The organism is Streptomyces sp. B21-083, from assembly GCF_036898825.1.
Lineage (GTDB): Bacteria > Actinomycetota > Actinomycetes > Streptomycetales > Streptomycetaceae > Streptomyces.
The window spans coordinates 899,959-926,791 of the sequence record NZ_JARUND010000001.1; the positions used below are offsets into that span (position 1 = coordinate 899,959).

24 protein-coding genes and 2 pseudogenes are annotated in these 26,833 nt (G+C 71.5%); 16 read left to right on the forward strand and 10 right to left on the reverse strand.

The features are described from left to right. Positions 1 to 29: 29 nt before the first annotated feature. A pseudogene (locus QA861_RS04050) lies at positions 30 to 537 on the reverse strand (PucR family transcriptional regulator); the annotation flags it as partial. 233 nt (positions 538 to 770) lie between these two features. Between QA861_RS04050 and QA861_RS04055 the strand changes: the two are divergent. From QA861_RS04055 to QA861_RS04065, 3 genes are read left to right on the forward strand one after another with little or no spacing between them, the layout of a single operon-like run. Beyond that, the gene (locus QA861_RS04055) at positions 771 to 1,256 is read left to right on the forward strand and encodes a MarR family winged helix-turn-helix transcriptional regulator (RefSeq protein WP_334586801.1); all 486 of its coding nucleotides are present in this window, start codon (positions 771 to 773) and stop codon (positions 1,254 to 1,256) included. Next, on the forward strand, positions 1,253 to 1,723 hold the full coding sequence (locus QA861_RS04060; RefSeq protein ID WP_334586802.1) for a MarR family winged helix-turn-helix transcriptional regulator: 471 nt from the start codon (positions 1,253 to 1,255) through the stop codon (positions 1,721 to 1,723). The genes QA861_RS04055 and QA861_RS04060 overlap by 4 nt, the downstream gene beginning before the upstream one ends. A 40-nt stretch (positions 1,724 to 1,763) precedes the next feature. After that, complete coding sequence (locus tag QA861_RS04065) at positions 1,764 to 2,114, forward strand: tetratricopeptide repeat protein (RefSeq protein ID WP_334586803.1); 351 nt, start codon at positions 1,764 to 1,766, stop codon at positions 2,112 to 2,114. Between the two features lie 75 nt (positions 2,115 to 2,189). Here the strand turns inward: QA861_RS04065 and QA861_RS04070 are convergent, their stop codons facing one another. After that, positions 2,190 to 3,620 carry a PepSY-associated TM helix domain-containing protein gene (locus QA861_RS04070; protein WP_334586804.1) on the reverse strand — a complete coding sequence of 477 codons (1,431 nt, stop codon included), beginning with the start codon at positions 3,618 to 3,620 and terminating at the stop codon, positions 2,190 to 2,192. A 190-nt stretch (positions 3,621 to 3,810) separates the two neighbouring features. On the opposite strand from QA861_RS04070, the gene QA861_RS04075 reads away from it, so the two are divergent. Beyond that, the gene (locus QA861_RS04075) at positions 3,811 to 4,452 is read left to right on the forward strand and encodes a peptide deformylase (protein WP_334586805.1); all 642 of its coding nucleotides are present in this window, start codon (positions 3,811 to 3,813) and stop codon (positions 4,450 to 4,452) included. A 248-nt stretch (positions 4,453 to 4,700) separates the two neighbouring features. Here the strand turns inward: QA861_RS04075 and QA861_RS04080 are convergent, their stop codons facing one another. Further along, a complete protein-coding gene (locus tag QA861_RS04080; protein WP_334586806.1) occupies positions 4,701 to 6,137 on the reverse strand; it encodes a dihydrolipoyl dehydrogenase family protein in 1,437 nt (478 codons plus the stop codon). A 125-nt stretch (positions 6,138 to 6,262) separates the two neighbouring features. On the opposite strand from QA861_RS04080, the gene trxA reads away from it, so the two are divergent. Next, positions 6,263 to 6,640, forward strand: a complete 378-nt coding sequence (gene trxA, locus QA861_RS04085) for a thioredoxin (RefSeq protein WP_319202023.1) — start codon at positions 6,263 to 6,265, stop codon at positions 6,638 to 6,640. Between the two features lie 109 nt (positions 6,641 to 6,749). On the opposite strand, the gene QA861_RS04090 is transcribed toward trxA, so the two are convergent. From QA861_RS04090 to QA861_RS04100, 3 genes are all read right to left on the reverse strand, one after another. After that, complete coding sequence (locus tag QA861_RS04090; RefSeq protein ID WP_334586807.1) at positions 6,750 to 8,195, reverse strand: benzaldehyde dehydrogenase; 1,446 nt, start codon at positions 8,193 to 8,195, stop codon at positions 6,750 to 6,752. 224 nt (positions 8,196 to 8,419) lie between these two features. Continuing rightward, positions 8,420 to 9,454, reverse strand: coding sequence for a LacI family DNA-binding transcriptional regulator (locus tag QA861_RS04095; protein ID WP_443041439.1), 1,035 nt, complete (start codon positions 9,452 to 9,454; stop codon positions 8,420 to 8,422). A 300-nt stretch (positions 9,455 to 9,754) separates the two neighbouring features. Next, positions 9,755 to 10,447 (reverse strand): TetR/AcrR family transcriptional regulator, encoded by a 693-nt coding sequence (locus QA861_RS04100; protein ID WP_334586809.1) that lies wholly within the window; start codon positions 10,445 to 10,447, stop codon positions 9,755 to 9,757. Positions 10,448 to 10,565: 118 nt separating this feature from the next. Between QA861_RS04100 and QA861_RS04105 the strand changes: the two genes are divergently transcribed. Continuing rightward, complete coding sequence (locus QA861_RS04105; protein ID WP_334586810.1) at positions 10,566 to 11,126, forward strand: NAD(P)H-dependent oxidoreductase; 561 nt, start codon at positions 10,566 to 10,568, stop codon at positions 11,124 to 11,126. A 73-nt stretch (positions 11,127 to 11,199) separates the two neighbouring features. Here the strand turns inward: QA861_RS04105 and QA861_RS04110 are convergent, their stop codons facing one another. Beyond that, positions 11,200 to 12,081 carry an LLM class F420-dependent oxidoreductase gene (locus QA861_RS04110; RefSeq protein ID WP_334586811.1) on the reverse strand — a complete coding sequence of 294 codons (882 nt, stop codon included), beginning with the start codon at positions 12,079 to 12,081 and terminating at the stop codon, positions 11,200 to 11,202. 69 nt (positions 12,082 to 12,150) lie between these two features. Beyond that, the gene (locus tag QA861_RS04115) at positions 12,151 to 13,122 is read right to left on the reverse strand and encodes a TerC family protein (protein ID WP_334586812.1); all 972 of its coding nucleotides are present in this window, start codon (positions 13,120 to 13,122) and stop codon (positions 12,151 to 12,153) included. A gap of 262 nt (positions 13,123 to 13,384) precedes the next feature. Between QA861_RS04115 and QA861_RS04120 the strand changes: the two genes are divergently transcribed. Both QA861_RS04120 and QA861_RS04125 read left to right on the forward strand, forming a co-directional pair. Then, positions 13,385 to 14,359, forward strand: coding sequence for an alpha/beta hydrolase (locus QA861_RS04120; protein ID WP_334586813.1), 975 nt, complete (start codon positions 13,385 to 13,387; stop codon positions 14,357 to 14,359). A gap of 485 nt (positions 14,360 to 14,844) precedes the next feature. After that, the gene (locus QA861_RS04125) at positions 14,845 to 15,900 is read left to right on the forward strand and encodes a helix-turn-helix domain-containing protein (protein ID WP_334586814.1); all 1,056 of its coding nucleotides are present in this window, start codon (positions 14,845 to 14,847) and stop codon (positions 15,898 to 15,900) included. 12 nt (positions 15,901 to 15,912) lie between these two features. On the opposite strand, the gene QA861_RS04130 is transcribed toward QA861_RS04125, so the two are convergent. Then, positions 15,913 to 17,301 (reverse strand): glycoside hydrolase family 43 protein, encoded by a 1,389-nt coding sequence (locus tag QA861_RS04130; RefSeq protein WP_334586815.1) that lies wholly within the window; start codon positions 17,299 to 17,301, stop codon positions 15,913 to 15,915. Positions 17,302 to 17,588: 287 nt separating this feature from the next. On the opposite strand from QA861_RS04130, the gene QA861_RS04135 reads away from it, so the two are divergent. The 4 genes from QA861_RS04135 (at position 17,589) to QA861_RS04150 (ending at position 21,440) form a co-directional block, all read left to right on the forward strand. Beyond that, positions 17,589 to 18,851: an IS701 family transposase gene (locus QA861_RS04135; RefSeq protein ID WP_334586816.1), complete on the forward strand. Its 1,263-nt coding sequence runs from the start codon at positions 17,589 to 17,591 to the stop codon at positions 18,849 to 18,851. Between the two features lie 208 nt (positions 18,852 to 19,059). Further along, the gene (locus QA861_RS04140; protein ID WP_334586817.1) at positions 19,060 to 19,278 is read left to right on the forward strand and encodes an NfeD C-terminal domain-containing protein; all 219 of its coding nucleotides are present in this window, start codon (positions 19,060 to 19,062) and stop codon (positions 19,276 to 19,278) included. Positions 19,279 to 19,434: 156 nt separating this feature from the next. Then, positions 19,435 to 20,922 carry an SPFH domain-containing protein gene (locus QA861_RS04145; protein WP_334586818.1) on the forward strand — a complete coding sequence of 496 codons (1,488 nt, stop codon included), beginning with the start codon at positions 19,435 to 19,437 and terminating at the stop codon, positions 20,920 to 20,922. A gap of 71 nt (positions 20,923 to 20,993) precedes the next feature. Continuing rightward, on the forward strand, positions 20,994 to 21,440 hold the full coding sequence (locus tag QA861_RS04150) for a type II toxin-antitoxin system PemK/MazF family toxin (RefSeq protein WP_334586819.1): 447 nt from the start codon (positions 20,994 to 20,996) through the stop codon (positions 21,438 to 21,440). An 85-nt stretch (positions 21,441 to 21,525) separates the two neighbouring features. Here the strand turns inward: QA861_RS04150 and QA861_RS04155 are convergent, their stop codons facing one another. Beyond that, positions 21,526 to 22,335 carry a TIGR02452 family protein gene (locus QA861_RS04155; protein ID WP_334586820.1) on the reverse strand — a complete coding sequence of 270 codons (810 nt, stop codon included), beginning with the start codon at positions 22,333 to 22,335 and terminating at the stop codon, positions 21,526 to 21,528. 281 nt (positions 22,336 to 22,616) lie between these two features. On the opposite strand from QA861_RS04155, the gene egtA reads away from it, so the two are divergent. From egtA to QA861_RS04175, 4 genes and pseudogenes are all read left to right on the forward strand, one after another. Further along, positions 22,617 to 23,933, forward strand: a complete 1,317-nt coding sequence (egtA, locus tag QA861_RS04160) for an ergothioneine biosynthesis glutamate--cysteine ligase EgtA (RefSeq protein WP_334586821.1) — start codon at positions 22,617 to 22,619, stop codon at positions 23,931 to 23,933. Further along, complete coding sequence (gene egtB / locus QA861_RS04165; RefSeq protein WP_334586822.1) at positions 23,930 to 25,252, forward strand: ergothioneine biosynthesis protein EgtB; 1,323 nt, start codon at positions 23,930 to 23,932, stop codon at positions 25,250 to 25,252. The genes egtA and egtB overlap by 4 nt, the downstream gene beginning before the upstream one ends. Beyond that, positions 25,252 to 26,043 (forward strand): ergothioneine biosynthesis protein EgtC, encoded by a 792-nt coding sequence (gene egtC / locus QA861_RS04170; RefSeq protein WP_334586823.1) that lies wholly within the window; start codon positions 25,252 to 25,254, stop codon positions 26,041 to 26,043. Before egtB ends, egtC begins: the two co-directional genes overlap by 1 nt. Then, positions 26,040 to 26,708 (forward strand): annotated as a pseudogene (locus tag QA861_RS04175) (L-histidine N(alpha)-methyltransferase); the annotation flags it as partial. The gene egtC and the pseudogene QA861_RS04175, both read left to right, overlap by 4 nt. Positions 26,709 to 26,833 lie beyond the last annotated feature (125 nt).

A 26,833-nucleotide genomic window follows, 5' to 3' on the forward strand; every position in this document is an offset into this window, starting at 1 on the left:
CGGGTGCGCTGAGCTTCGGATGCGTCACAGGGGCGGGCGGGCCAGTCGAGCAGGCGGGCATCGATGACGGCAGTGCAGGGTGTAGCGGTCGGCGGGCCCTGTCGGGTCGTTGCCGGTCAGGGTGTGGACGCGCTCCAGCCGGTAGGTCAGCGCACGCACGCTGAGCGACAGCCGCCGGGCCGCGGCGGCGACCACACAACCGGTGTCGAAGTACGCCATGAGGGTGTCGAGCAGCGGCTGGGCCCCACCGCGCGCCTGTTCCAGCGGTCCCACCGTGCTGCGCACGAGATCCATCAGTGCCTGCCGGTCCCGGGCCAGAACGGGAAAGACCAGCAGGTCCGCGGCGCGCAGCGGACGCTCGTCGAGGCCCATGCGCTGGGCCACGTCCAGGGCGTTGAGGGCCTCTTCGTAGCTGTGGCCGATACCGACCGCGCCGGGCCGAGGCCGGCCGATGGCCACCTGCGCCTGGCCGGTGGCGGCGTGAGCGTGCTCGGCGAAGCGGGTGAGGTCGTCGTCCTGGTCGCCCGGGGCGATGCACGCCGTAGCCGTCGACAGGGATCGCGGTGACCACGGAACCGGAACTTCCCAGCAGGTCCCTGCCGCCAGGAGCGGCGCCGGACTCGTCGCGCATCAGGGCCCGGCTCAGGCGCCAGGTCAGCCAGGCCGCCCCCAGGCCCGCACCCGCCCCCCTCGTGGCCGACAGGAGTTGCCTCCGGGACTTCGCAAGAATTTCATAGCCATGTACATAGTAGCCATGTACTCTATCGGCCATGAGTTCGACATCTGCGGCATCTGAGGACGCGACCCCCGGCTATCTGGTCTGGCGGCTGTCGACGAAGTGGCGTGTGGCGGTCGACCGGGCGGTCGCGCCCCTGGGGCTGACCCACGCGCAGTACGCCCTGGTCGCCTCTCTGCACGGTATGCGGCGTGCCGGTCTTCGCCCCAGTCAACGGCAGCTCGCCGACCACACCGGGCTCGAACCGCTCTATGTCTCGAAGCTCGCCCGCGCCCTGGAGAGCGCCGGCCTGCTCGACCGCACCCGGGACCCGCAGGACCCGCGCGCGGTGCGGCTCGCTCTCACCGAGGAGGGCGACGAGGTCACCCGGCGCGCGATCAGGGTCGTACAGGGACTGCTTCAGCAGTTGCTGGAGCCCCTCGGAGGCCTGGACAGCGAGCGCACCCGCGACCTCACCCGCGACCTGGCACTCCTGCTCGACACCCCGCTCCACACCGACCCCGAGAGGGAGCAGTCATGACCACATCCACCACATCCACCGGACCCACGCTCGACCCCCGCGTCATCGCCCTCGCCCACTACGCCGGGCGGGCCGTCCTCGAAAACGTGCTGGCCCGGCACGGCGCCACCTTCCAGCAGTCGGTGACGCTCAGGCTCGTCGCCGTCGCCGACGGGCCCGTCGACCGCGAGTGGCTGGTCGGTGAGGTCGTCGACGCGCTGAAGACCGACGCCGGGGCCGTGCGCGCGGTCGTCGGGGAACTGGTCGAGAGCGGGCTGCTGTCGGCCGAGTCCCCGGCCTCCGTCGCCCTCACAGAGGCGGGACGCGACCTGTACGGCAGCACGAGCGCCGAGACCGCTCCGATCTCCGCACGGATCTACGCCGGCATCCCGGCGGACGATCTGGCCACCGCCGGCCGGGTGCTCACCCTGATCAACGAGCGGGCGAACGGGGAGCTGGCCGACCTGGCCGGACCAGGGGCGGAATGACCGGCCGCTCGAAGCGGTTACGCCTCCGAAGGAGGCACGAGTGGAGACCACGACGTACACGTACTACGACCACGGAACCGCTGCGGAGCGCTGGGAGCGGGCGCGGCTGTTCTTCGACGCCAAGGACTACGCCGGTGCGGCGCGGGTGCTGGACGGGCTGGTCGAGGAGGTGCCCGAGCAGACCGGACCCCGACTGCTGCTGGCCCGCGCCTACTACCACTCGGCTCAACTGCTGCGCGCTGAAGCCGAACTTCGGGTTCTCGTCGAGCGCGACCCGGTCGAGCAGTACGCGCGGCTGCTGCTCGGGCGCACACTCCAACGTCAGGGCCGTCACGAGGAGGCCGCACCGCACATGAAGCTCGCCTCGGCCCTCGCGGGCGACTTCGAGTAGCTCCGCGACGCGACAACAGGACGGCCCGGCTCCCCGCTTCAGGGTTCGAGGGGCTGCCGGGCCGTCCTGTACCGCTCACTGTTTCGCGCCGGCCCGCTCCTCGTACGTCCGGTTGCCCCGTCGATGGTCGATCTCGCCCAAGATCACGTCCACGGCGATGAAGGCGGCCAGCGGAATGCCGAGCAGCGGAACGAAGTAGCCCACCACGGCCACGCCCGCCATCAGCGCCACGAGGAGCAGCGGGGGCACCTGCTGCCAGGCGCCGCGCGGGATCGGGCGGCCGAAGGCGGAGGCCCGGCCGCGCAGCCACCACATGCGGTAGCCCCAGATGATGAGCAGCACGAGGGAGAGCGCGAGGGCCATCAGCACGAGCTGGTTGACGAACCCGAACAGAAGTCCGCTGTGGGCGTCGATGCCCCAGCGGGTCAGCTTCGCGAGCACCGGGTAGTCCGCGAACCGCAGGACGTCGAGGACCTCGCCGGTCGAAGGATCCACGGCGACGGCGTCCTGCTTCTCGGGCCAGCCGCGCTGGGTCTGCCGCACCACGTACGCGGAGGACTCGTCGGCGGGCGGGACGATCTCGACGGGGTCGCCCAGGCCTTCGGCGCGGGCGGCGGCCAGCACCTTGTCGAGGCCGACGCCGTGCTCGCTGTCGCTGCCGGCGCCGGCCGCCGCGCCATGGCCGGCGTGCTCGCTGCCCGCGACGGCCGAGACCGACGGGGTGGACTGGCCGAGGGAGGTGCGCAGGACGTCGATGTTGGCGCCGGCGTACGTCGACCAGGTCAGACCGGTCGCGGAGAGGAAGATGAAGCCGGCCGAGGCCCAGACGCCGACGGTGCCGTGCAGACCGAGGGTGCGGCGGCGTCCGCTGGTGCCGCGTACCTTGCGCTGCGTGCGGCGGCGGGCGAACCACAGCACCAGGCCGCCGCCGGCTATCACCCACAGCCAGCTCGCGGCGAGTTCGCTGTAGAGGCGGCCGTTCTCGCCGAGGTGCAGGTTGCGGTGGAACTCGCTGATCCAGGTGCGCAGCGGCAGCGCGCCCGACGCCCCGTACTGTTCGAGCGCGCCCTCCACCTTCGCGGTGTACGGGTCGACGAACACCGCGAGCGTGTGACCCTCACCTACACCGGGGACGCCGGACAGCATGACCCTCGTCGTGGCGTCGTCATCGGGCGAGGGGCGCACAGCCGCGACGGTGCCCTCGGGGTGGGCCTTGCGGGCGGCGGCCACCTGCTCGGAGATCGGCAGCTTGGTGTCTCCTACGGAGGACACGGTGAGCTCGTCGGCGTAGACGATCTTCTCGGCCTGGAACGAGGCCGCGTACAGGAATCCGGTCAGCGCGGCGACCAGCAGGAACGGGGCGACGAGCAGGCCGGCGTAGAAGTGCAGCCGCAGGACCAGCGGGCGGAGCGTGGCGGTGGCGGACGGCTTCGCCGGGACGGAGGGTTTCGACGCGTCCGGTGAATCCGGGGATTCGTCCGTCGTGGTCGTGGGAGCGATGGACATCGGCGGGCTTCTCCGGTGGGCTGGGGACGGGGAGCGGGGAAGGCGGCCGTGGGGTGACCGACTGCGAGCGGTATGACAGGGGGGACGGGTCAGTAGTCGGGCCGCCGGGCCGTCGAGTTCCCGACCCAACATATGGCGTACGTCACACACGTGGGCGCCGGGTGTCGGAGGTGCGTGGCATCCTTGCGCCATGGCAACTCCCCATGACCCGAGCGCCCTTGCCGACCGGGTCGAGCGACTCCTCGCCGTCGGCGGCCCGTTGCCGATCGTCGCCGCCGGCGACCCGGTCCTGCGCCGCGCGTCCATGCCCTTCGACGGGCAGCTCGGGCCGGAGCTGCTGGCCCGCTTCGTCGAGGCGCTGCGCGCGACGATGTACGCCGCGCCGGGCGTCGGTCTGGCGGCGCCGCAGGTCGGGGTGGGGCTGCGGATCGCGGTCATCGAGGACCCGGCGCCGGTGCCGGAGGAGGTACGGGTGGTGCGCGGGCGCGTGCCGCTGCCCTTCCGGGTGCTGGTGAACCCGTCGTACGAGGCGGTCGGCACCGAGCGGGCCGCGTTCTTCGAGGGCTGTCTGAGTGTGCCGGGCTGGCAGGCGGTGGTGTCCCGGCCCGCGGCGGTGCGGCTCACGGGCCAGGACGAGTACGGGCGGGCGGTGGACGAGGTGTTCACGGGGTGGCCGGCCCGGATCGTCCAGCACGAGACCGACCATCTGGACGGCACGCTCTATCTCGACCGCGCCGAGTTGCGCTCGCTGTCCTCCAGCACGGCCATGGCGGAGCGGTGGGCCCAGCCGACCCCGGCGCGGGCGGCCGAGGAGCTGGGTTTCCCCCTCTGACCACCCGTCTCCGCCGACCGCCCGGCTCCCCCGACCACCCGGCTTCTCCGACCACCCGTCTCCCCCGACCGCCCGTCTCCCCCGAGCGCCCCTCCCCGCCGACCGCCCGGCTCCCCCGACCGCCCCTCCCCGCCGACCACCCGGCTCCCCCGACCACCCGGCTCCCCCGAGCGCCCCTCCCCGCCGACCGCCCGGCTCCTCCGACCGCCCGGCTCCCCCGACCGCCCGACGTCTCCGCCCGCCGGTTCCTACTTCCCGTCCCGGTAGGCCTCCAGGAGTCGCAGCCAGACCTCGCTGATCGTCGGATACGACGGCACCGCGTGCCACAGCCGTCCGAGCGGCACCTCGCCGGCGACGGCGACGGTCGCCGAATGGATCAGTTCACCCACGCCGGGGCCCACGAAGGTCACGCCGAGCAGGGTCTCGCGGTCCAGGTCGACGACCATACGGGCGCGGCCCCGGTAGCCGTCGGCGTACAGGCCCGCCCCCGCCACCGAGGCGAACTCGACGTCGACCGCGCGTACGCGACGGCCCGCCTGTTCCGCCTCGGCGAGGGAGAGGCCGACGGCCGCCGCCTCCGGGTCGGTGAAGACGACCTGCGGGACGGCGCCGTGGTCGGCGGTGGCCGAGTGGGCGCCCCAGGGGTCGGTCTCCAGGAGCGGGACGCCGGCCGCGCGGGCCGCGATGGCGGCGCCCGCGATCCGCGCCTGGTACTTGCCCTGGTGGGTGAGGAGGGCGCGGTGGTTGACGTCGCCGACCGCGTACAGCCACTCGCTGCCGGTGACCCGCAGGCTGTCGTCGACCGACAGCCAGGAGCCCGGTTCGAGGCCGACCGTGTCGAGGCCGATGTCGTCGGTGCGCGTGACGCGTCCGGTGGCGAAGAGGATCTCGTCGGCCTCGATCCGGTCGCCGGTGCCGGTGACCGCGACGACGGTGCCGTTCTCCCTGGTCACCGACTGGACCGACGTACCGGTGCGGATGTCCGTGCCCGCCTCCGCCAGCGCCTCGGCGACCAGTTCGCCGGCGAACGGTTCCATGCGGGGCAGCAGGCCCTTGCCACGGACCAGCAGGGTGACCCGCGAGCCGAGGGCCTGCCAGGCGGTGGCCATCTCGACGGCGACGACACCGCCGCCGACCACGATCAGGCTGCCGGGCACCGACTTGGCGCTGGTCGCCTCCCGGCTCGTCCAGGGCCGGACTTCGGCGAGGCCCGGCAGGTCGGGCAGTTGGGCGCCGGTGCCCGTGCACACGGCGACCGCGTGCCGGGCGGTCAGGGTCCGCGTCACGCCGTCCTCGCCCGTCACCGTCACGGTGCGCGGCCCGGCCAGGCGGCCCTGGCCGCGGTAGAGGTCGGCGCCGATGCTCCCCAGCCAGCCGAGCTGGCCGTCGTCCTGCCAGTTGGAGGTCTCGTAGTCGCGGTGGGCGAGGACCGCTTCAGCGTCCAGGGGGCCCTGGACGAGGTGGCTCAGGCCGGGTACCCGGCGGGCGTCGGCGCGCGCGATGACCGGGCGCAGCAGGGCCTTGCTGGGCATACAGGCCCAGTAGGAACACTCGCCGCCGACCAGTTCGCTCTCCACGATCGCGGTGGAGAGGCCGGCCGCGCGGGTGCGGTCGGCCACGTTCTCCCCCACGGGCCCGGCACCGAGCACCACGACGTCGTACACGTTGGTTTCCGTTTCCGTCATGGGCCCAGTCTGGTAGTTGGTGTGGCCCGTGGCGACACGGGTACGTGCGCGGAATAGGCAGGGGCCGGGCCGTGTTGTGCGAGCGCCACCGGTAACGACCCGACAGCAGGAAGAGGAATCAGGTCATGAGCAGCACCGTGGAGCTCACCAAGGAGAACTTCGACCAGACGGTCACGGAGAACGAGTTCGTGCTGATCGACTTCTGGGCGTCCTGGTGCGGGCCGTGCCGTCAGTTCGCCCCGGTGTACGAAAAGGCCGCGGAGGACAACCCCGACCTGGTGTTCGGCAAGATCGACACGGAGGCGCAGCCGGAGCTGGCGCAGGCCTTCGGTATCCAGTCGATCCCGACGCTGATGATCGTCCGGGACCAGGTCGCCGTGTTCGCGCAGCCGGGCGCCCTGCCCGAGGCCGCCCTCACGGACGTCATCGGGCAGGCCCGGAAGCTGGACATGGACGAGGTCCGCAAGTCGGTCGCCGCCCAGCAGGCCCAGCAGGGCGAGTAAGCCGACCGGGCCCGCGCCCCTGCGGGAGGGGCGCAGCCCTCCCGCAGGGGCGCGGGGAACCGCGCGACCAGCCACGACGGGCCGGCGGCCGACAACGCGCCGGATCGCTCTAGAAGGGGTACGGCGCCACATCCCCCCGCACAGTGGTCCACCGCACGTCAGTGAACGCCTCCAGGTTCGACTCCCCACCGAACCGCGCACCGGTGCCGGACGCGGCAACCCCGCCGAAGGGAGCCACGGCCTCGTCGTTGACCGTCTGGTCGTTGATGTGGACGATGCCGGTCGGGATCCGCTCGGCGAGTTCGAGGCCGCGTGAGGTGTCACGGGTGACGATGCCGAGGGAGAGCCCGTAGGGGCCGGCCGAGGCGAGCGCGGCGGCCTCGTCGAGGGTGCTGAAGGGGCGTACGGGCGCGACCGGGCCGAAGACCTCCTCCGCGTAGGCGGGGGTCCGGTCGTCGGCGTCGGCGAGGACCGTCGGCCGGTAGAAGAGGTCCTCGTGCGTGCCGCCCGCCGCGAGCCTGGCGCCGCTCGCCGTGCTGGCCTCCACCAGGCCGTGGATCTTGGCGAGTTGGGAGCCGTCGATGATCGGGCCGAGGTGGACCTGGGCGCGGTACGGGTCACCGACGGCGAGGGCGTCGGCCTTGGCGGCGAGCCGCTCGACGTACTCCCCGTACAGCGACTGGTGGACGAGGTGGCGGCCGGTGGTCATGCAGATCTGGCCCTGGTGGAAGAAGGAGCCCCAGGCGGCGGTGGAGATCACCGCGTCGAGGTCGGCGTCCTCCAGGACGATCATGGCGGAGTTGCCGCCGAGTTCGAGGTGGGCGCGCTTGAGGTGGCGGCCGGCCGCCTCGCCGACGGTCCGGCCCGCCGCCGTGGAGCCGGTGAAGGAGATGACCGGCACCAGCGGGTCGGCGACCAGTGCCTGGCCCGCGTCGGGACCGCCCGGCAGGATGTGCAGCAGGTCCTCGGGCAGGCCCGCCTCGGCGAAGACCGCGGCCAGGGAGAGCCCGCCGCAGACCGCCGTGCGCGGGTCCGGCTTCAGGACGACCGCGTTGCCGAGCGCGAGCGCCGGGGCGACGGAGCGGATGGAGAGGATCAGCGGGGCGTTGAACGGCGAGATCACGCCGACCACCCCGACGGGCACCCGGCGGGTGTAGGACAGCCGGGGCGCCTCGGACGGCAGCACCTGCCCGGCCGGGCGGGAGGCGAGGGCGGCGGCCTCGTAGCACTCCTGGGCGGCGACGTGCAGTTCGAACTCGGCCTTGCCGGGTATGGAGCCGGACTCGCGGACGATCCAGTCGCGCAGTTCGTCGGCGTGCGCGGCGAAGAGGTCACCCGCCTTGCGGAGCACCCCGGCACGGACGAAGTGCGGGGTACGCACCCATGCCTGCTGGGCGGTACGGGCGGCCTGCGCGGCCGGTCCGACGTCCTCGCCGGTGGCGAGTGTGACCGTGCCGAGCGTGTCGCCGGTGGCGGGCTCGGTGACGGCGTACTCGGGGCCCGACAGGGGACGGGCGGCCTGGGACTGCCAGGTCTTGGGGTCGAGCAACGGCATTGTGGCTCTCCGATCAGTCACCGGCGGGACACGCGGAGCGAAGGCGGGTCCCGTGTGGTTCGCGGCCGTTCGTCAGCCGCGGCGCGGGATGCGGTGATCCGGCGCGCGGCAGAGCAGCACGCGGCGTCCGGTGGTCGACGGCATCTCCACTGGTTGAGCGTGCAACATCCTAGTCACGCGGTACGGGAACCGCGCCGCCGAAGTCGCCGCGTACGCACGCCGGTTCAGCTGGAGTCGCGGTGGACGAGCGCGGCTCCGTGGACGTGGTGGGTCTCGGCGGCGGCGCCGGGGTTGCGCACCGCGCGGTCGACGAGTTCCGCGAGGTCTCGGCCGGCCGGGAGTTCGATGTGCACCGTGCTCAGCCGGGGCCGCAGCAGCCGGCCGAGGAGCAGGTCGTCGGCACCGACCAGCGCCGTGTCCCCGGGGACGGTGACGCCCGCGTCCTGCAGGGCCCGCATCAGGAGCATCGCGTACTCGTCGTTGAACGCGAACACGCCGTCCAGGCCGAGTTCGGGCCAGCGGGCGGCGAGGCGGGCCGCGGACTCCTCCTCGTACGCGAGCGGCAGCACGGTCACCGAGGCGTCCGTGCCCTCCAGCGCGCCGCGCACTCCGTCGAGGCGGGGCTTGGAGAAGACCTTCAGGCCCGGCTCGTCGGGCATGACGACGCCGATCCGGCGGCGGCCCCGGGCGTACAGATGCGCACCCGCGACACGTCCGACGCCGGCGTGGTCGATGAGCAGGCTGTGCGCGCCCTCGATGCGCTCGGTACCGAGCGTGACGACGGCCCGGGCACCGGAGCGTTTGAGGACGGCCACGCCCTCCGCCTCGAGCCCGCCGACGGGCACGAGGACGGCGGCGGGCCGCAGTTCGGCCCAGGCCCGGGCCGCCTCGTCACCGCGCAGCCCGACCGAGGCGTACTGGACGACGGTGTAGTCGAGGCGGCTGAGCGCCCACTGCAGTTCGTTGATGAACTGGCTGTAGAGCGGGCCGATCGGCACGCTGGGCGCGGGCATCAGGACCATGCGGCTGTGTCCGGCCCGCAGACTGCGGGCCGCCGCGTGCGGAACGTACCCGAGTTCCTTCGCCGCCTCGTGGACGCGGCGGCGGGTGGGTTCGCTGATCCGGACGGCACTGGTGTTGTTGAGGACGTAGGAGACGGTTGCGCGCGAGACGCCGGCCAGGCGTGCCACATCCGCGCTCGTGGGCACGGAGCGTGGCTGGGGTACCGCCGGGGCGGCCGAATTCGGTATCTGCACCATGACGTACGGCATCTTTGCAGAAGCTCGGGGCATAGTTTTGACCGGGGGAACTTCGCAATCGACCCGATAGCAAAGGCGGTTGACGAAAGTGCTTTAGGAAAGCGCTTTACCAATCCGCCTTTTGAAAGATCATTTCCAGTTGCCCGGTGCCCGTAGGTCAACCGGTTCCCAGCTGCTCCCCGCACTGTCGCGCACCGAACGCGCTTTCCGGACAGGCCGAGTCAAGTCCCGGACAGGACGCACCGGTTGCGCACCTCCGCACAGCGGAGCGCGATCGGTGCAATTGGCCGAAAGTCGCGCTCAAGGCGACGGCGCACCGCCCGCGATCCGGTCGACGAGGTCGATCCAGCCCGCCTCCAGGCGCGTCGGCGGCATCCCGCACTGCCTGGTCAAGTGATGGATGAGGGCCGGATCCAGATAACCCATCAGTGTTTTCGCGAGGAGTTCGCAGTCGGCGTCCGGAATCGCCTGACGCAGCAGCATGGTGACGTGACCGGACCGGACCAGGTGGGGTGCGGATGCGAAGCGGCGGCCGGGTTCGCCTTCGGCGGCCAGCTGCAGTTCCAGCTCGTCGAAGGCCCGGCGCAGCACCGCCACCCCGAACGCGCGCAGCCGCTGCACGGGCGGCGCGCCGGGTCCGAGCGGCGGCGGGCCGCTCAGGAAGGCGGCCTGGAGATTTCGCTCCGAGTGGTCGAGCAGGGCCATCAGCAGGCCGGTGCGGTCCCCGAAGCGCCGGAACACGGTCCCTTTGCCCACCTGCGCAGCGGCGGCCACCGCCTCCATGGTCAGGCCCGCCACGCCGTGCTGCTCCACCAGCCGCCCGGCGGCCTCCAGCAGACGGGCGCGGTTGCGGGCGGCGTCGGCGCGCAGACACGGCTCGTCGGCCTCCGCATCGGCACCGAGCCCGATGCCGGCGCCGGTCCCCAGTGCCAGCAGCAGGGGTTCCTCGGGCCGCCGCTGGGGCTTCGAGAAGGGCGGCAGGGTGTCGGACATGACTGCAGCGTAACGCCTCGGAAGAAAACTGGACCGCGGTCCGTTTCACTGGTAGAACTTTAAACGGACCTCGGTCCGGATCGTGACGACGTTGTTTCAACCCTCAGTGGAGTCCCCCATGTCTGTTCGTATCCTTGGTCTCGTCGGCAGCCTTCGCGCCGGTTCCACCAACCGCCAGCTCGCCGAGGCGGCCGTGAAGCACGCTCCGGAGGGTGCTGAGGTCGTGCTGTTCGAAGGCCTCGGCGACGTCCCGTTCTACAACGAGGACATCGACGTGGAAGGCAGCGTCCCGGCCGCCGCCGCCGCGCTGCGCGAGGCCGCCAACTCGGCCGACGCGCTGCTGCTCTTCTCGCCCGAGTACAACGGCACGATTCCGGCCGTCCTGAAGAACGCCATCGACTGGCTGTCCCGCCCGTACGGTGCCGGCGCCCTCTCCGACAAGCCGGTCGCCGTGGTCGGCACCGCGTACGGCCAGTTCGGCGGCGTCTGGGCGCAGGACGAGGCCCGCAAGTCCGTGGGCATCGCCGGTGCCAAGGTTGTCGACGTCAAACTCGCCATCCCCGGCTCGCTGGTCCGTTTCGCCGAGACGCACCCCTCCGACGACGCCGAGGTCGCCGGGCAGCTGGCCGAGGTCATCGGTCTGATCCACACCGAGGCCACCGCCTCCGCCGCCGCCTGACCGAGGTAGCGACGCGGGTATGGGGGAGGGCCGGAGCCGTACGGGCTCCGGCCCTCCCCCATGTCCTTCGGTCTCAGCCCAGCTCGGCCGCGCGCCGCACCGCCGGGGCCGCGAACTCCTCGATCCAGGCCGCCGGCTCGCCCGTGCGCGGCGCCAGCATCACCGTCTCGATGCCGAACTTCGCATACCCCTCGATGTCCCGGACGAAGCCGTCGACGTCGTTCTCGTCCGCCGCGTCGCCCATGTAGAGAAGCGTCCTGGTGATGTCGTCGTACGGGCGTCCCACGCTGTCGCAGTGGCCGCGCAGGACGTCGAGCTTGTGCCCGATCTCCTCGGGGGTGCTGGCGAACAGGTTGCAGGCGTCCGCGTACTGGGCGACCAGGCGGAGGGTCTTCCGCTCCCCGCCACCGCCGATCATGATCTCCGGGCGCGGCGAGCTGACGGGCGCCGGGACGCAGAGGGTCTCGGCGAGCCGGTAGTGCGTGCCCTCGAACGGCCCGTTGTCGTCCGGGTCCCACATCTGCAGGCAGATCCGCAGCGTCTCCTCCAGCCGCTCGAACCGCTCGGCCGTCGCCGGGTACGGCACCCCCAGGCCCTCGTGCTCCCGGTCGTACCAGGCCGCCCCGATGCCGAGGGTGGCCCGGCCGCCGGAGAGGACGTCGAGCGTGGTGGCGATCTTGGCGAGCAGACCCGGGTGGCGGTACGTCACACCGGTCACCAGCGCGCCGAGGCGGACCGTGGAGGTGTGTGCGGCGAGGAAACCGAGGGTCGTGTAGGCCTCCAGCATGGCGTCCTCGGCCCCACCGTTGAACTCCATCTGGAAGTAGTGGTCCATGACCGTCAGCCGGTGGACGCCCGCCGCCTCGGCCGCGGCACCGGCCGCCGCCAGCTCGGTGCCGAGCGCGGGGCCGCCCCCGGAGTGGTTGAACCGATTGATGTGCACACCGAGCCGCATGTCCGTCTCCGATCGCCTTCGTCCAGCCGTGTTCCAACAGCGACGCTAGTTCCTGGAGCGCACGCGAAGTCAAGCCTGCGGCTGGGCCGCTTCGGCCTCCTCCTGCTTCTTCGAGGCCCGCAGGCTCGTCACGGTCGTGACGGCCAGTACGAGGACGATGAAGCCGAGTGAGAAGGGGATGGAGATCTGCGGGACGTGGACGCCGGACTCGTGCAGGGCGTGCAGGACGAGTTTGACGCCGATGAAGCCGAGGATGATCGACAGGCCGTAGCTGAGGTGCACCAGCTTCTTCAGGAGGCCACCGATGAGGAAGTACAGCTGGCGCAGGCCCATCAGGGCGAACGCGTTGGCGGTGAAGACGATGTACGGGTCCTGGGTCAGCCCGTAGATGGCGGGGATGGAGTCGAGCGCGAACAGCACGTCCGTGGAGCCGATCGCGAGCATCACGACCATCATCGGCGTCATGATCCGCTTGCCGTTCTCCACGATGAACAGCTTGGTGCCGTGGTACCGGTCCGCGACCCCGAACCTCTGCTCGGCCATCTTCAGCAGCTTGTTCTCCTCGTACTCCCCCTCGTGCGAGCCCGCCTTGGCGTCCTGGACCAGCTTCCACGCCGTCCAGACGAGGAAGGCGCCGAAGAGGTAGAAGACCCACGAGAACGCGGTGATGATCGCCGCGCCCGCCGCGATGAACCCGGCCCGCAGGACGAGGGCGACCAGGACGCCGACCATCAGCACCCGTTGCTGGTACTGCGAGGGCACCGCGAACTTCCCCATGATCAGCACGAACACGAAGAGGTTGTCGACGCTCAGCGACTTCTCGGTGATGTAACCGGCGAAGAACTCACCGGTGGGTTTGCTCCCGCCGTAGATCAGCAGCCCGAGCCCGAACAGACAGGCGAGGACGACCCACACCACCGTCCAGGTGCCCGCCTCCTTCAGGGACACGTCGTGGGGTTTGCGGCCGATGAGGAAGTCGACGGCGACCAGGACACACAGGGCGACGACGGTCAGGGTCCAGACGGTGAATGAGACGTTCACAGGTGCTCCAGAGGAAGGATGTGCAAATGGCAGCGTTGTCATCGCCGACGATCACTTCCACCCCCGCACGGTGAACAATGGTTCATGACTCGGCAAAGTCCCGAGGTCACCGCCGTCGGCACCCCTTCGGCCGAGACCGGGGCCGACCGGGCTACCCGCCGGACGGCGGGCAGGTTCCGCCGGACGGCGGCATGCCCGGACCGGGCGGGCGCGCGGACCATCGTCGTACGATCCGCCGCACGCAGCATGAGGAGCAGAGGCAATGACGCTAACGCCGCCGCCGTTCGACCCGGAACTCGCCGCCGTCCTGGAGATGATCAAGGACACGCTGCCGCCGCAGCTGACCATGGACGAGATCGAGACCGTGCGCAACGGGCCCGGTATCGAGATGCTGGCGGACCTGGACCTGACCTTGGGCGGGGCCTTCGAGGTCGAGGACCGGATCGTGCCGGGCCCCGAGAACGCGCCCGACATCTCGCTGCTGATCTGCCGACCGGTCGCTCCGGCGACGGACGGTCCGCTGCCGGTGATTTACCACGTGCACGGCGGCGGCATGGTGCTCGGCAACAACCGCGTCGGTGTGGACGGCCCGCTGCGGTGGGGCAAGGAACTGGGCGCGGTCGTGGTGTCCGTCGAGTACCGGCTGGCGCCGGAGAACCCGTACCCGGCGCCCATCGACGACGTCTACGCCGGACTGCTGTGGACCGCCGACCACGCGGAGGAGATCGGCGCCGACCCCGAGCGGATCGTCATCGCGGGGGCCAGCGCGGGCGGTGGCCTGACGGCCGCGCTGGCGCTGCTCCTCAGGGACCGCAAGGGTCCGCGGCCGCTCGGCCAGCTGCTGATGTGCCCGATGCTCGACGACCGCAACGACACTCCCTCCGTGCACCAGATGGCGGGCCTCGGCGTGTGGGACCGCACGGCCAACGACACCGGGTGGACCGCGTTGCTCGGCGCGGAGCGCGGTGGCCCGGACGTCTCCCCGTACGCCGCACCGGCCCGTGCGGAGGATCTGTCCGGGCTGCCCCCGGCCTTCCTCGACGTCGGCTCCGCCGAGACGTTCCGCGACGAGGTCGTCTCCTACGCGACCCGCCTCTGGCAGGCCGGCGGAATCGCCGAGCTGCACGTCTGGCCGGGCGGCTTCCACGGCTTCGACGGCTTCGCCCCCCAGGCGCTCCTGTCCCAGGCCTGCCAGTCGGCCCAGATGGAGTGGCTGCGCCGACTCCTGGCGGAGTAGGACAACGCGGGCCAGGTACCCCGAGGCACCACCGGACCCCTGATCCGCCACCGAACCCCGGGGGCGGGCACCCCCGAAGGAGCGCAGCCCCCAGGGACACGAGGCCGGTCCCGAAGGAGCGCAGCCCCCAGGGACACGAGGCCGGTCCCGAAGGAGCGCAGCCCCCAGGGGCGCGGGGCTGGTCCCGAAGGGGCGCAGCCCCCAGGGGCGCGGGGAACTGCGCGACCAGCCCCCACCGGGCCCGCAGCAGAAGGCACACCCATCCCGCGAAGCACCCAGCCGACGGCACGCAATCCCTCAAGGGGCGCGGGGAACTGCGCGACCACCCCCCACCAGGCCCGCAGCAGAAGGCACACCCATCCCGCGAAGCACCCAGCCGACGGCACGCAATCCCTCAAGGGGCGCGGGGAACTGCGCGACCACCCCCCACCAGGCCCGCAGCCAAGGAACCGCACAACCTGCGGAGCAACTGGCACCATGGGGCCATGAAAGAGCTGGCGGGGCGCCTGACCGCACTCGATCCGGATGCCGGCGCCGCCGTCCGGGTCATCGCCTACTTCGATCGGCTGGCCGAGCACCGGGCGGGCCTCGAGGCGCTGGTGCGCGGGGTCGCCGTCCTGGCCGGGTGTCCCGCGCGGCTCGCCGACGCCGGGCGCCGGGTGCGTCTGCGCGTCGAGACCGACGGACGCCGCCGGGACACGGACCAGCCGCCGGACCCGGCCTGGCCGTCCGCCGCGCTGTCCCCGGACGGCGTCCCGGCACTGTGGCTGGAGCGGGCCGGGGCACCCAGCGTCGTGGACGCCGTGATCCTGGAGCGGGCGGCGGCTGCCATCCGGGTCGTCCTCGACCGCACCCGCGGCCGCGCCCCGGCCGCCCCCGCCGACGACCCGGCGCTCGTGGAGACCCTGCTCGACGCCACCGCGCCCGAGCAGGTACGGCTGCACGCGGCCCGGCGCCTGGGCCTGGACCCCGGCGCCCCGGCCCGGGCGGTCGCCCCGCTCGACGGCCCGCCCCGTGTTCTCGCCGCCGGGGATCCGCGCAGGGCGGACTCACCGGCTCAGGCCGAACCGGCCCCCTCCGACCCAGGATCCGCCCGCTCCGCCCTCCCGCCCGGCCGGGTCGGTGTCGGGCCCGCCGTGCCCGTGCTCGAACTGCCGGGCTCCTGGGCCGCCGCCCGCACCGCCCTCCGGTTCACGGCCGACGGCACCCCGCACTCCCCCGGCCCACGGGTCGTGTACGCCGATGAGCTCGGCGGTATCGGACTGCTCGCCGAGCTCGTCGTGCCGGGAGCGGATCCGCCGCCCGACGTCCAGGCACTGGAGGCCGCGGTCGCGGACGCGCCCTGGATGCTGACGACACTGCACGCCGTGGCCTCGACGGCGAGCCTGCGGGGAGCCGCGGTCGAGGTCAACGTCCACCACTCCACGCTCCAGGACCGGTTGGGCCACGCCGAGGCGCTGCTCGGGTGGCCCGTCCGTACCCCTCAGGGCCGGCTCAGACTGCAACTGGCGCTGACCATGCGGCATTTGGGGCGAGCGTAGCGGGGTCGGCGACTACGCCCAGGCCGTCACCGGGACGAAGGAACTGTCCTGGCGGAAGGTGTCCGTGCCGTCCGTCACGTCCACGCGCAACTGGTAGTTGTAGTGGCGCAGGAAGTAGCCCGGGTAGTTGTACGACTCGAAGCGCACCGACCCCGACGCCGTGCCCGTCCTGGCGATGAACGTGGCGTCCTTCGCGAAGGTCGAGGTGCCGTCGTTGGCGTCGAAGCGGGCCCGGAAGTCCCAGTGGCGGAGGTAGTTGCCGGAGCTGTCGCGGAACGAGTAGCCGTTGCCGTCGGCCAGTCCCGCGACGACCGTGAAGGTCGACGCCTGCTTGAGCGCGGTGGTGCTGGAACTGCTCACCACGGGGAGGTTGAGCAGCGAGGACTGCACCTGCCAGTAACGCGTCGAGTAGTTGACCGACTGGAAGGAGCGCGTGACGCCCTTCGGCAGAGTCGGGCCGCCGCTGACCGTCTCCTTGACGACCGTGAAGTGACGGGCTGTTCCGGAGACCGAGGGCAGCGCCTTCGCGGCGGTCCAGGTGGCGAACGTGTCGTAGCTGTCGCTGTAGTAGTACTTCCCGTCGCCGTAGCCGTCGAAGAAGATCCGCCAGCCGCCGTTGTCGAGCTGGATCACGGACGGGCCTTCGCGATAACTGCCCCAGCCGGCCCAGTCGCCGGTCTTCGAGATGGTGTAGGGGCCGGCGAGGCTGGTGGCGGTGGCGTACTCGATGTACTTCGTCGTCTCGTTCTTCGGGAAGGCGTGATAGGTGGAACCGATCTTCACGATGCACGTGTCGATGTGGTTCGACCCGATGCCCGACAGCGCGACCGGTGAACTCCACGTCGTCAGAGCGGAGTTGGTCGCCTTCAGCAGATACGGAGTGAAGATCCACTCGTCACTGGTGACCGAGCAGGACACGATGATGTTGACGCTGCCGTCGCTGTCGACGAAGAACTCGGGTGCCCACGCGCGGGACAGGTTGGCGATCGGGACCGTGTAGTCGTACAGGAACGTCCAGTTGACGCGGTCCGAGCTGCGGGCGAAGCCGATGGTGGTGCTGGTGTCCTGCCAGGTGTGCGTGGTGTAGGTGACGTAGTAGTAGCCGTTGGTGTGCTTGAAGACGCTCGCGTCGCGGATGCGGTTGCTCGGCGGGGTGTAGGCCGAGGATTTCACCAGCCGGAAGTCGGTGGCGTCGTCGGACTGGTAGACGTTCACCGTGCCGTCGTTGCTGTTGAGGAACGGCACGATGGTGTAGCGCGTGGCGGAGCCGCCGGGCGGGGCCGCCGCGGCGGCGGTGCCGAGCAGCCCGGGCAGTTCGCCCAGGACGAGTGCCGAGGCGGGCAGGGCGGCCAGCGCGCGCAGCAGGCTGCGACGGGAGGGCGTGGGGCGGGAACTGGTCACGTACGGCTCCTTGATGATCCAACCGACGGCTCTCCGCGTTCGACATTGCGAACGCAGTTCGGTAAATCGGTCAGACCGTAAGTCCGCGTCGTGTGCGCGTCAATAGTTCGGACATGCTCCGACCTGTGAACTTGCGGCCGGACACGGCACATTCGGCATCTCGCACCGCGTCCCCCCGCCGACCGTCACCGTGCGGCAGTGAAGCTGTGCAATCGCTAGTAGGGCTTGGTCATGTTCGGTCTCTGGTGGCGTGTCCGTTTGATCGGGTGAGTCGTTGACCGGGTGTGATGGGTGGGGAGTTGGCTGCGGTCCGGTGTGATCTGGAGGACTTCGCGGCGGAGGTGTTCGAGCCGTTCGCGCGAACGGATCAGCGCCGTTGGGGCGAGGTCTATCTGCGGGGGCTACTGCTGGACGGGCGGCGCAAGTCGGTGGAGCCGATGGCCGCGCGGCTGGGCGCGGACGGCAACCGGCAGGCGTTGGCCCACTTCATCACCTCCAGTCCGTGGGATGCCGCGCATGTGCGGGCCCGGCTGGCGTGGCGGATGCAGCAGGTGGTCGAGCCGACCGCGTTGATCATCGATGACACCGGGTTCCTGAAGGACGGTGATGCGTCGGCGTGCGTGACGCGGCAGTACACCGGCACCGCGGGCAAGGTCACCAACTGCCAGGCCGGGGTGTCGCTGCACATGGCCTCGGACGGTGCCTCGGCGGTCATCGACTGGCGGCTGTTTTTGCCCGAGAGCTGGGATCCCGCCTCGCCGAAGGCCGATCCCGCCAAGACGGCCCGCCGTGGGCCGTGCGGCATTCCCGCAGAGGTGGGCCATGTCGAGAAGTGGCAGCTGGCGCTGGACATGATCGACGAGACCCGGTCGTGGGGCATCGAGGTCCCACTCGCCGTTGCCGACGGCGGTTACGGCGACACGGCCGCTTTCCGGCTGGGCCTGGAAGAACGCGGGCTCACCTACGTGGTGGGCATCTCGAGCACGACGACCGCGCAGCCGGAAGGGGCGCGGCCGCAGATCCCGCCCTACAGCGGTCGCGGCCCCCGGCCCCAGCCCGCCTACCCCGAGCCGGCGCAGCGGGTGAAGCAACTGGTCATCACGGCCGGCAGGCAGGCCACCCGGCCGGTGCAGTGGCGGGAGGGCTCCCGCCCGGGCAGCGGCCGCAGCGGCTTCAAGCGCATGTACTCACGCTTCGTGGCCCTGCGGATCAGGCCCGCCGGACGCGAGATCCGCAAGAACACCCACGGGCCCGAGCTTCCGGTGCGCTGGCTGCTGGCCGAATGGCCCGCCACCGAAGCCGAACCCGTCCAGTTCTGGCTTTCCAACCTGCCCGCCGACACCCCGCTGGCCACATTGGTGCGCACGGCGAAGCTGCGCTGGCGCATCGAACACGACTACCGCGAGATGAAGCAGGCCCTGGGCCTGGCCCACTTCGAGGGCCGCACCTGGCGGGGCTGGCACCACCACGTCACCCTCGTCTCCGTTGCGCACGCCTTCTGCACCCTCCAGCGCATCACCCGGTCCCCAAAAGGGACGGCGCCGGCCTGAGCCTCTACCGGGTCGCCCGCGAACTGCAGTTACTCCTCGCGGTCTGGACCGGCGCCTGCCCCACCTGTCACCGCGACATGCCAGACCCCATACCGACCTGACCAAGCCCTACTAGGGGAACCCACCCCCAGCCCGGCGGTGACCGCCGGTTCAGCCGGTCGCCGCCTCGACGACGGCAGATGGGCGCCCCGGCCCGTACGCTGTGGCCATGGACGACGCGCCGATGGTCGGCTTGATGGGGCGGGTTACGGGCACGATAGGGCCGGGGCTGGTCGGCGAGGTCATCGTCCGGGTGCGCGGCGGCGCCGAGCACTTCCTCGCGTATCCCGCCGCGACCCAGGACCGTATCGAGCGCGGGACGGTGGTCATGGTCGTCGAGTACCTGCCGCCGCGCACGGTGTACGTCACCGCCGCGTACGACGGTTGAGCCCGCCGGACGTACGGCCGTGGAGTCCGTACGTCTGCGGATGATCACGTGTGCGTCAAGCTTGCAACAAGGATTCCTCAGCCGCTGTACCCAGGCCCCGCACAGGAGCACCCTTGCGTCGTTCGGTGCCGAAAGGGCACCAGGCAAAGGGGGCGTATGCCGATGTTCGTCGGCGTCGTTGCGGGGGTCGCGGTAGTTGCCGTCCTCGCACTCATCGGTGTTTTCAAGATGATGTGGCGGGTCGCTGAACCCAACGAGGCACTCATCATCTCCGGTTCGAAGCACAGGACCGAAGGCCTTGAGGCAGGCATGGGGTTCCGTATCGTCACCGGGCGGGGCACGCTCGTGCTGCCCGGAGTACAGGCGGTGCGCAAGATCTCGCTCGACCTGAACGAGACCGAGCTGCACGTGGACTGTGTGACCACCCAGGGCATTCCGCTCAAGGTGCGGGGCGTGGTCATCTTCAAGGTGGGCGACGACTTCGTGTCGATCGCCAACGCGGGCCGCCGTTTCCTCGACCAGCAGAAGATGATGGCGGAGCGGGTGCACAACGTGTTCGCCGGTCATCTGCGGTCCATCGTCGGCGGGTTGACCGTCGAGGAGATGATCCGCGACCGCGAGAAGCTCACCGGGCAGACGCGGGCCGCGTGCGGTACGGAGATGGAGAAGCTCGGCCTCATCGTCGACTCCCTCCAGATCCACGAGATCGAGGACCCGACCGGGTACATCAAGAACCTCGCCATGCCGCACGCCGCCGCCGTCCAGCGGGACGCGCGGATCGCGCAGGCCGAGGCGAATCGTCTCGCCACCGAGGCCGAGCAGAAGGCCGCGGCGCGGATGTCGGAGGCCACCCGGGACAGCGAGATCCTGCAGGCCGGGTACCAGGCCGAGCGCGACAAGGCGGCGGCGAAGGCCCGCCAGGCCGGACCGCTCGCCGACGCCGCCGCCCGGCAGGACGTGGTGATCCAGGAGACGCGCATCGCCGAACTCGACGCCCTGCGCCGGGAACAGCAGCTCCAGGCGGACGTCCGCAAGCCGGCCGACGCACAGGCCTACGAGACACGGGCGCGGGCCGAGGCCGAGCGTGACGCGCGTATCTCGGCGGCGCAGGCCAAGGCCAAGGAGACCGAACTCGCGGCCACGGCCGAGGCGAACCGGGTCAAGACGGCCGCGACCGCCGAGGCCGAGGCGACCAAGGCACGTGGTGCGGCCAGCGCCATGGCGACCAGGGCCACGGGTGAGGCCGAGGCCGCCGCGTCCCAGGCCAAGGGACTCGCCGCCGCCGAGGCGACGAAGGCCAAGGGCCTCGCGGAGGCGGAGGCCATCAAGGCACGGGCCGCCGCGCTCGCGGAGAACCAGGAAGCGGTAGTCGCCCAGCAACTCGCCGAGAACTGGCCGGAGATCGTCAAGGCCGGCGCCTCAGCGTTCGGCAGCGTCGACAACATGGTGGTGCTCAACGGCGCGGACGGCATGGCGGAGATGCTCGCCAAGGCGCTCACGATGGGCGGCACGGGGCTGGGCCTGGCGCGGCAGCTGCTCGCGTCCATGAACCAGAACGGGCAGACACCGAACGGGACTTCGGCGCTGAACGGGCTGGCGGCGCCGACGGTCCAGAAGGTGCCGGTGGAGAAGAACGAGGGCTGATGCGGTGAGGGCCGTGCGCTGAGGCGCGGGGCGCTGCCGGGTGGGGCGGTCACAGGCTCTAACGTGTGCCTGTGACTGCCCTTCCCCATGCCGAAGTCCCGGGCCGCTACGGTCCCTCCGCCACCACCGAGGCCGACCCTCGCGACGTGGGGCGGGTGCGTACGGAGTACTCGCCCGCCCACGACGGGGATCCCGATCCCGGGGAGATCGTGTGGACCTGGGTGCCGTTCGAAGAGAAAGACGGACGGGGTAAGGACCGGCCCGTGCTGGTTGTCGCCCGCGAGGACGGGGGGACGTTTCTCGCCGTGCAGCTGTCGAGCAAGCGGCATGACGGCGATCAGGAGTGGGTCGCGATCGGGAGCGGTCCGTGGGACCGGACCGGGCGCGATTCATGGGTTGATGTGGATCGGGTGCTGCGGCTGTTCGAGGACGGGATGCGGCGGGAGGCCTGTGCGTTGGACCGGATGCGGTTCAACTCCGTTGTGCGGCGGTTGCGGGAGCGGTACGGGTGGCAGTGAGGGGTGCGGTTGTGGGGCGCGTGCTGGTTCGCTGTGGCTGGTCGCGCCCGCGCGGCGGAGCCGCAAATGTCACAGCCCCGCGCCCCTAGAGGGTGAACGTACGCTCGAAAGCCGCCCTCGTTGTCGTGCCTCTCGTGCGGTCCAGTATCGCGAAGACGACCTTCTCGAATCTGCCCTCGAAACGGCCGCCCACCAGCAGGTTTCTGAAGGCGATCGCCACCGTCGCCGGGTCGTTCTGGAAGACTCCGCAGCCCCAGGCACCCAGGACCAGGCGGCGGTAGCCCTCTGTCGCCGCCGTTTCCAGGACCCGTTCCGCGCGGGAGGCCAGGGCCTGGGGGAGGTCCGCCGCCCGTTCGGGGGCTGTTCGTCGGACGACCCCCGCGTTCGGGGCCGCCGAGGTCAGGAAGCCCGCCGTGTACGGGGCGTCCAGGAGGCCGCCCCGGTCGTCTCGGAAGACCGGTACCCCGGGTGAGTGGATGACGCGGTCCGTGTAGAACGGGTCGCGGTGGGTGCGGTGATGGTCGTAGAACTCGCGCACCTCCGTCAGGCAGGTGTACAGCGCCGAGGCCCGGCACAGGGCCTCTTCCTGGGCCTGGGCGCCGTTGAGGTATCCGCCGCCCGGGTTGCGGGCCGAGGAGAAGTTCAGGACCGCCACCGGGCCGGGGAGCCGGCGGGCGGCCTCCAGGCTGCTCTCGCCGGTGACCTCGAAGGACGTGTGCAGCGGCGCGGCGGCCTGAGGGACGTCCAGCGGGCCCGGGCCGTAGAGGCGCGTGCCCGCTCGGGCGGCCTTGATCGCCGCGGCGAGTGACACCTCGCGTCCGTCGGACGCGCGGTAGGCACCGGCCGCGACGATCTCCTCCGTGCCACGGGCGAGGTCGCGCAGGCGGGCGCTCATGGCGCCACCCCCGTGTGCGCCATGACCGTGCCTGGTACTCGCTCCCCCGCCGTGCTCATACCGGCATCGTGGGTGATGCTGGACGTGCTCTGCAACAGAGTTTCCCGGGCCGGCGAACAGCCTGGAAACACCATGGAAACGGAGATCCATCGTCCTGAAAGTGCCCATGTGCACCCTTGTGCGATTCGACGTGAGGGGTTTGGGTGGGACGAGTGTTGCCTGTGTCCGGCCCATCCGAAGCCGGTCCGGGCGACATGGTGGAATCTCAGGAGGATCCCGACATGTCCGATTCGGTAAGTGGCTGTACGAAGCGCCGCACCGCCCTGTCCGAGGCCGAGGTCGAAGCCCTGGTCCGGGGAATCTGCTTCAAGACCGGGCCGCCCCGCACCCTCGGGGTCGAGGTCGAATGGCTCGTCCACGAGCTGCGCGATCCGCGGCTCCCCGTGTCACCCGCACGGCTCGAAGCGGCCTACGCCGCACTGCGGAACCTGCCTCTCAGGTCGGCGCTCACCGTCGAACCCGGCGGCCAGCTGGAGCTCAGCTCCGCTCCCGCCGACTCCCTGATGGAGTGCATCCAGTCCGTCTCCGCCGATCTGGACGCCGTCCGCGCGGTACTGCGCAAGGACGGTCTCGGCCTCGTCGGCATCGGCCAGGATCCCTGGCACCCGCCCCGGCGTTTCCTGCGCGAGCCGCGCTACGACGCCCTGGAGCGGTGCCTGGACCGCACGGGCCCCGCCGGCCGCGCCATGATGTGCACCTCGGCCTCCGTGCAGGTGTGCCTGGACGCCGGTCACGAGGAGCCAGGCCCCCTCGGACACGGACGGCGCTGGTGGCTCGCACACCAGCTCGGCGCGGTCCTCGTGGCCGCCTTCGCCAACTCCCCGATCGCCCGGCGCAACCCCACCGGCTGGCGTTCCACCCGGCAGGTGCTGTGGACGGAGATCGGCGCCGGACGGGCCGGCGCACCCCCGCTGGACGCCGAACCCCGGCAGGCGTGGGCCCGGCATGTGCTCGATGCGCCGGTGATGTGTATACGGCGGGACAGCGGGCCGTGGGACGTGCCGGAGGACGGGCTGACGTTCCGGGAGTGGATCCGGTCCGGCGTGCCCCGGCCGCCCACCCAGGAGGATCTCGACTACCACCTGACGACCCTGTTCCCGCCGGTCCGGCCGCGCGGTCATCTCGAACTGCGCATGATCGACGCCCAGCCCGGCGACGACGGCTGGATGGTCCCGCTGGCCGTCACGGCCGCGCTCTTCGACGACCCGGAGGCCGCCGAGGTGGCCTACCGGGCGGTCAAGCCGCTCGCCGAGCGCACCTCGTCCCTCCCGGCCCCGCACAATCCGTTGTGGACCGACGCGGCCCGCTACGGCATGAGCGACCCCGAGCTGCGGGAAGTCGCTCTCGTCTGCTTCTCAGCCGCCCTGGAGGCGCTGCCCCGGCTCGGCGCGAGCGCGGAGGTCGTCGACGCCGTCGACGCGTTCCTCAACCGCTATGTCGTCAAAGGCCGTTGTCCCGCCGACGACCTGCTCGACCGCCTGCCCGGCACGGACCGGCGCGCGCACGGGACCTCGTACGGAAAGGATCTCCGCACATGACCGACCCCGCCCTGGAACCGGAGGTGCTCCGGGAACGCGCTCTCGCGGCGCTGACCACCGCGCGGGAGCGGACCGCGCTCCTCACCTCGGTCGACGATCCCGAACTCACCGCGCAGCACTCGCCGTTGATGTCCCCGCTGGTGTGGGACCTCGCACACATCGGCAACCAGGAGGAGCTGTGGCTGCTGCGCGCGGTCGCCGGCCGGGAGGCGATGCGACCCGAGATCGACGGCCTGTACGACGCCTTCGAGCACTCGCGCGCCGAACGGCCCTCGCTGCCGCTGCTGCCGCCCGCCGAGGCCCGTAAGTACGCGGCGGAGGTGCGCGGGCGTGCCCTGGACGTGCTGGAGAGCGCCGAGTTCGAAGGTACGGGCGCACAGCTGACCAGGGCCGGGTTCGCCTTCGGGATGATCGCCCAGCACGAACAGCAGCACGACGAGACGATGCTGATCACCCATCAGCTGCGGACCGGGCCGGCGGTTCTCCGGGCTCCGGACCCGGCGCCCGCTCCCCCGTTCACCGGGCCGTCCGAAGTCCTGGTACCCGGTGGGCCGTTCACGATGGGCACCTCCACCGAGCCGTGGTCCCTGGACAACGAACGGCCCGCGCACCGGCGGGAGGTGGCGCCCTTCTTCATCGACACGACTCCTGTGACCAACGGCGCCTATCAGGCGTTCATCGCGGCCGGCGGCTACGACGACCAGCGCTGGTGGACACCGGACGGTTGGGCGCATGTGCGCGGGCACTCCCTGTACGCACCGCAGTTCTGGTTCCGGGACGGCGGGCAGTGGCTGCGGCGGCGGTTCGGGGTCACCGAGGAGGTGCCGCCCGAGGAGCCCGTCGTGCACGTCTGCTGGTACGAGGCGGACGCGTACGCCCGCTGGGCCGGGCGCCGGCTGCCCACCGAGGTGGAGTGGGAGAAGGCCGCGCGGCACGACCCGGCGACCGGCCGCTCGACGCGCTACCCGTGGGGCGACGCCGACCCGGGGCCCGAGCACGCCAACCTCGGTCAGCGGCATCTGCGTCCGGCGCCCGCAGGAAGCTATCCGGCCGGCGAATCGCCGCTCGGGGTGAGGCAGTTGATCGGCGACGTGTGGGAGTGGACGTCGAGCGACTTCCTCCCCTACCCGGGGTTCAGCATGTTCCCGTACAAGGAGTACTCGGAGGTGTTCTTCGGCCCCGAGTACAAGGTGCTGCGCGGTGGTTCGTTCGCCGTGGACGCGGTGGCCTGCCGGGGGACTTTCCGCAACTGGGACTATCCGATCCGGCGGCAGATCTTCTCCGGGTTCCGTACCGCCCGTACCCCGGACGGTGTCTGATGTGCCGTCAACTGGCCTTCCTGGGCATCCCGGAGGCGCTCGGCAGCGTTCTGGTGGACCCGCCGCACGGGCTGTACCGGCAGTCGTGGGCGCCCCGGCGCCAGCGGCACGGGACCGTCAACGCGGATGGTTTCGGAGTCGGTTGGTACGCCGAGGGCGATCCGGTACCGGCCCGCTACCGGCGTGCCGGGCCGGTCTGGGCGGACCCGTCCTTCGCCGACCTCGCCCGGGTCGTGCGGACCACCGCGCTGCTCGCCGCCGTACGCGACGCGACGCTGGCCGGCGCCGACGGTGAGGCCGCCGCGGCGCCCTTCGCGGCCGGTGCCTGGCTGTTCGGGCACAACGGGGCCGTCAAAGGCTGGCCGGGGTCCCTCGCGCCCCTTGTACAGGCGCTGCCCGGCGAGGAGTTGCTGTCGATGGAGGCACGCACCGACTCGGCGTTCATCTGGGCCCTGGTGCTGCACCGGCTGCACGCCGGTGACGACGTCGGACGGGCGCTGGCCCGCACCGTCCTGGAGGTCGACGCGGCGGCCCCCGGCTCCCGGCTCAACCTGCTGCTCACCGACGGCGAGACCATCGCGGCGACCACCTGGGGCGACAGCCTCTTCCACCTGACCGGGCCCGGCCCCCGCACGGTCGTGGCATCGGAACCGTACGACGACGATCCCCGCTGGCAGGAGGTACCCGACCGCACCCTCGTCATCGCGAGCCGCACCGAGGTACGGCTCACCCCGCTCCAGGACGTGAGCGGCGACCTGGCATCCGTACCACCCGAGGAGCTTCGTACGTGAGTCCGTTCCTGGTCACCCGCACCCTGCCCGAGGACGCCACGGAGGCCGCCCTGCGCGCCGACGTCCTGCACGGGCTCACCCGCACGCCCAAGACCCTCCCGCCGAAGTGGTTCTACGACGCTCACGGCAGCGAACTCTTCGACCGGATCACCGAGTTGCCCGAGTACTACCCGACCCGGGCCGAGCGCGAGATCCTCGTCGCCCGCGCCGGGGAGATCGCCGCGGCGACCGGTGCGCGCACGCTGGTCGAGCTGGGCTCCGGCTCGTCGGAGAAGACGCGGCACCTGCTGGACGCGCTGCCGGGGCTGGAGACATATGTCCCGGTCGACGTCAGCGAGAGCGCGCTGCGGCAGGCGGGCGAGGCGCTGATCGCCGAGCGGCCCGGTCTCGGCGTACACGCCCTGATCGCCGACTTCACCGGCGGTCTGGCGCTGCCGGGCACGCCCGGGCCCCGGCTGGTGGCGTTCCTCGGCGGCACCATCGGCAATCTGCTGCCCGCCGAGCGAGCCGTGTTCCTGTCCTCGGTGCGTTCCCTGCTGTCGCCCGGCGACGCGCTGCTGCTCGGCACCGACCTGGTCAAGGACGAGTCGGTGCTGGTCCCGGCGTACGACGACGCGGCGGGCGTGACGGCCGCGCTATGTGGGTCGTTCATCCTGTCCGTTGTCCGCACTCCAAGGCCCACCTGTGTGCCCAAGCCCAGGCAGAGAAGCCGGATCAGTAATGGAAGAACTCGGCCTGCTTCCCGGCCTCGTCGGTCATCCCGGGCACCCAACGGCCCGGTGATGGGGAA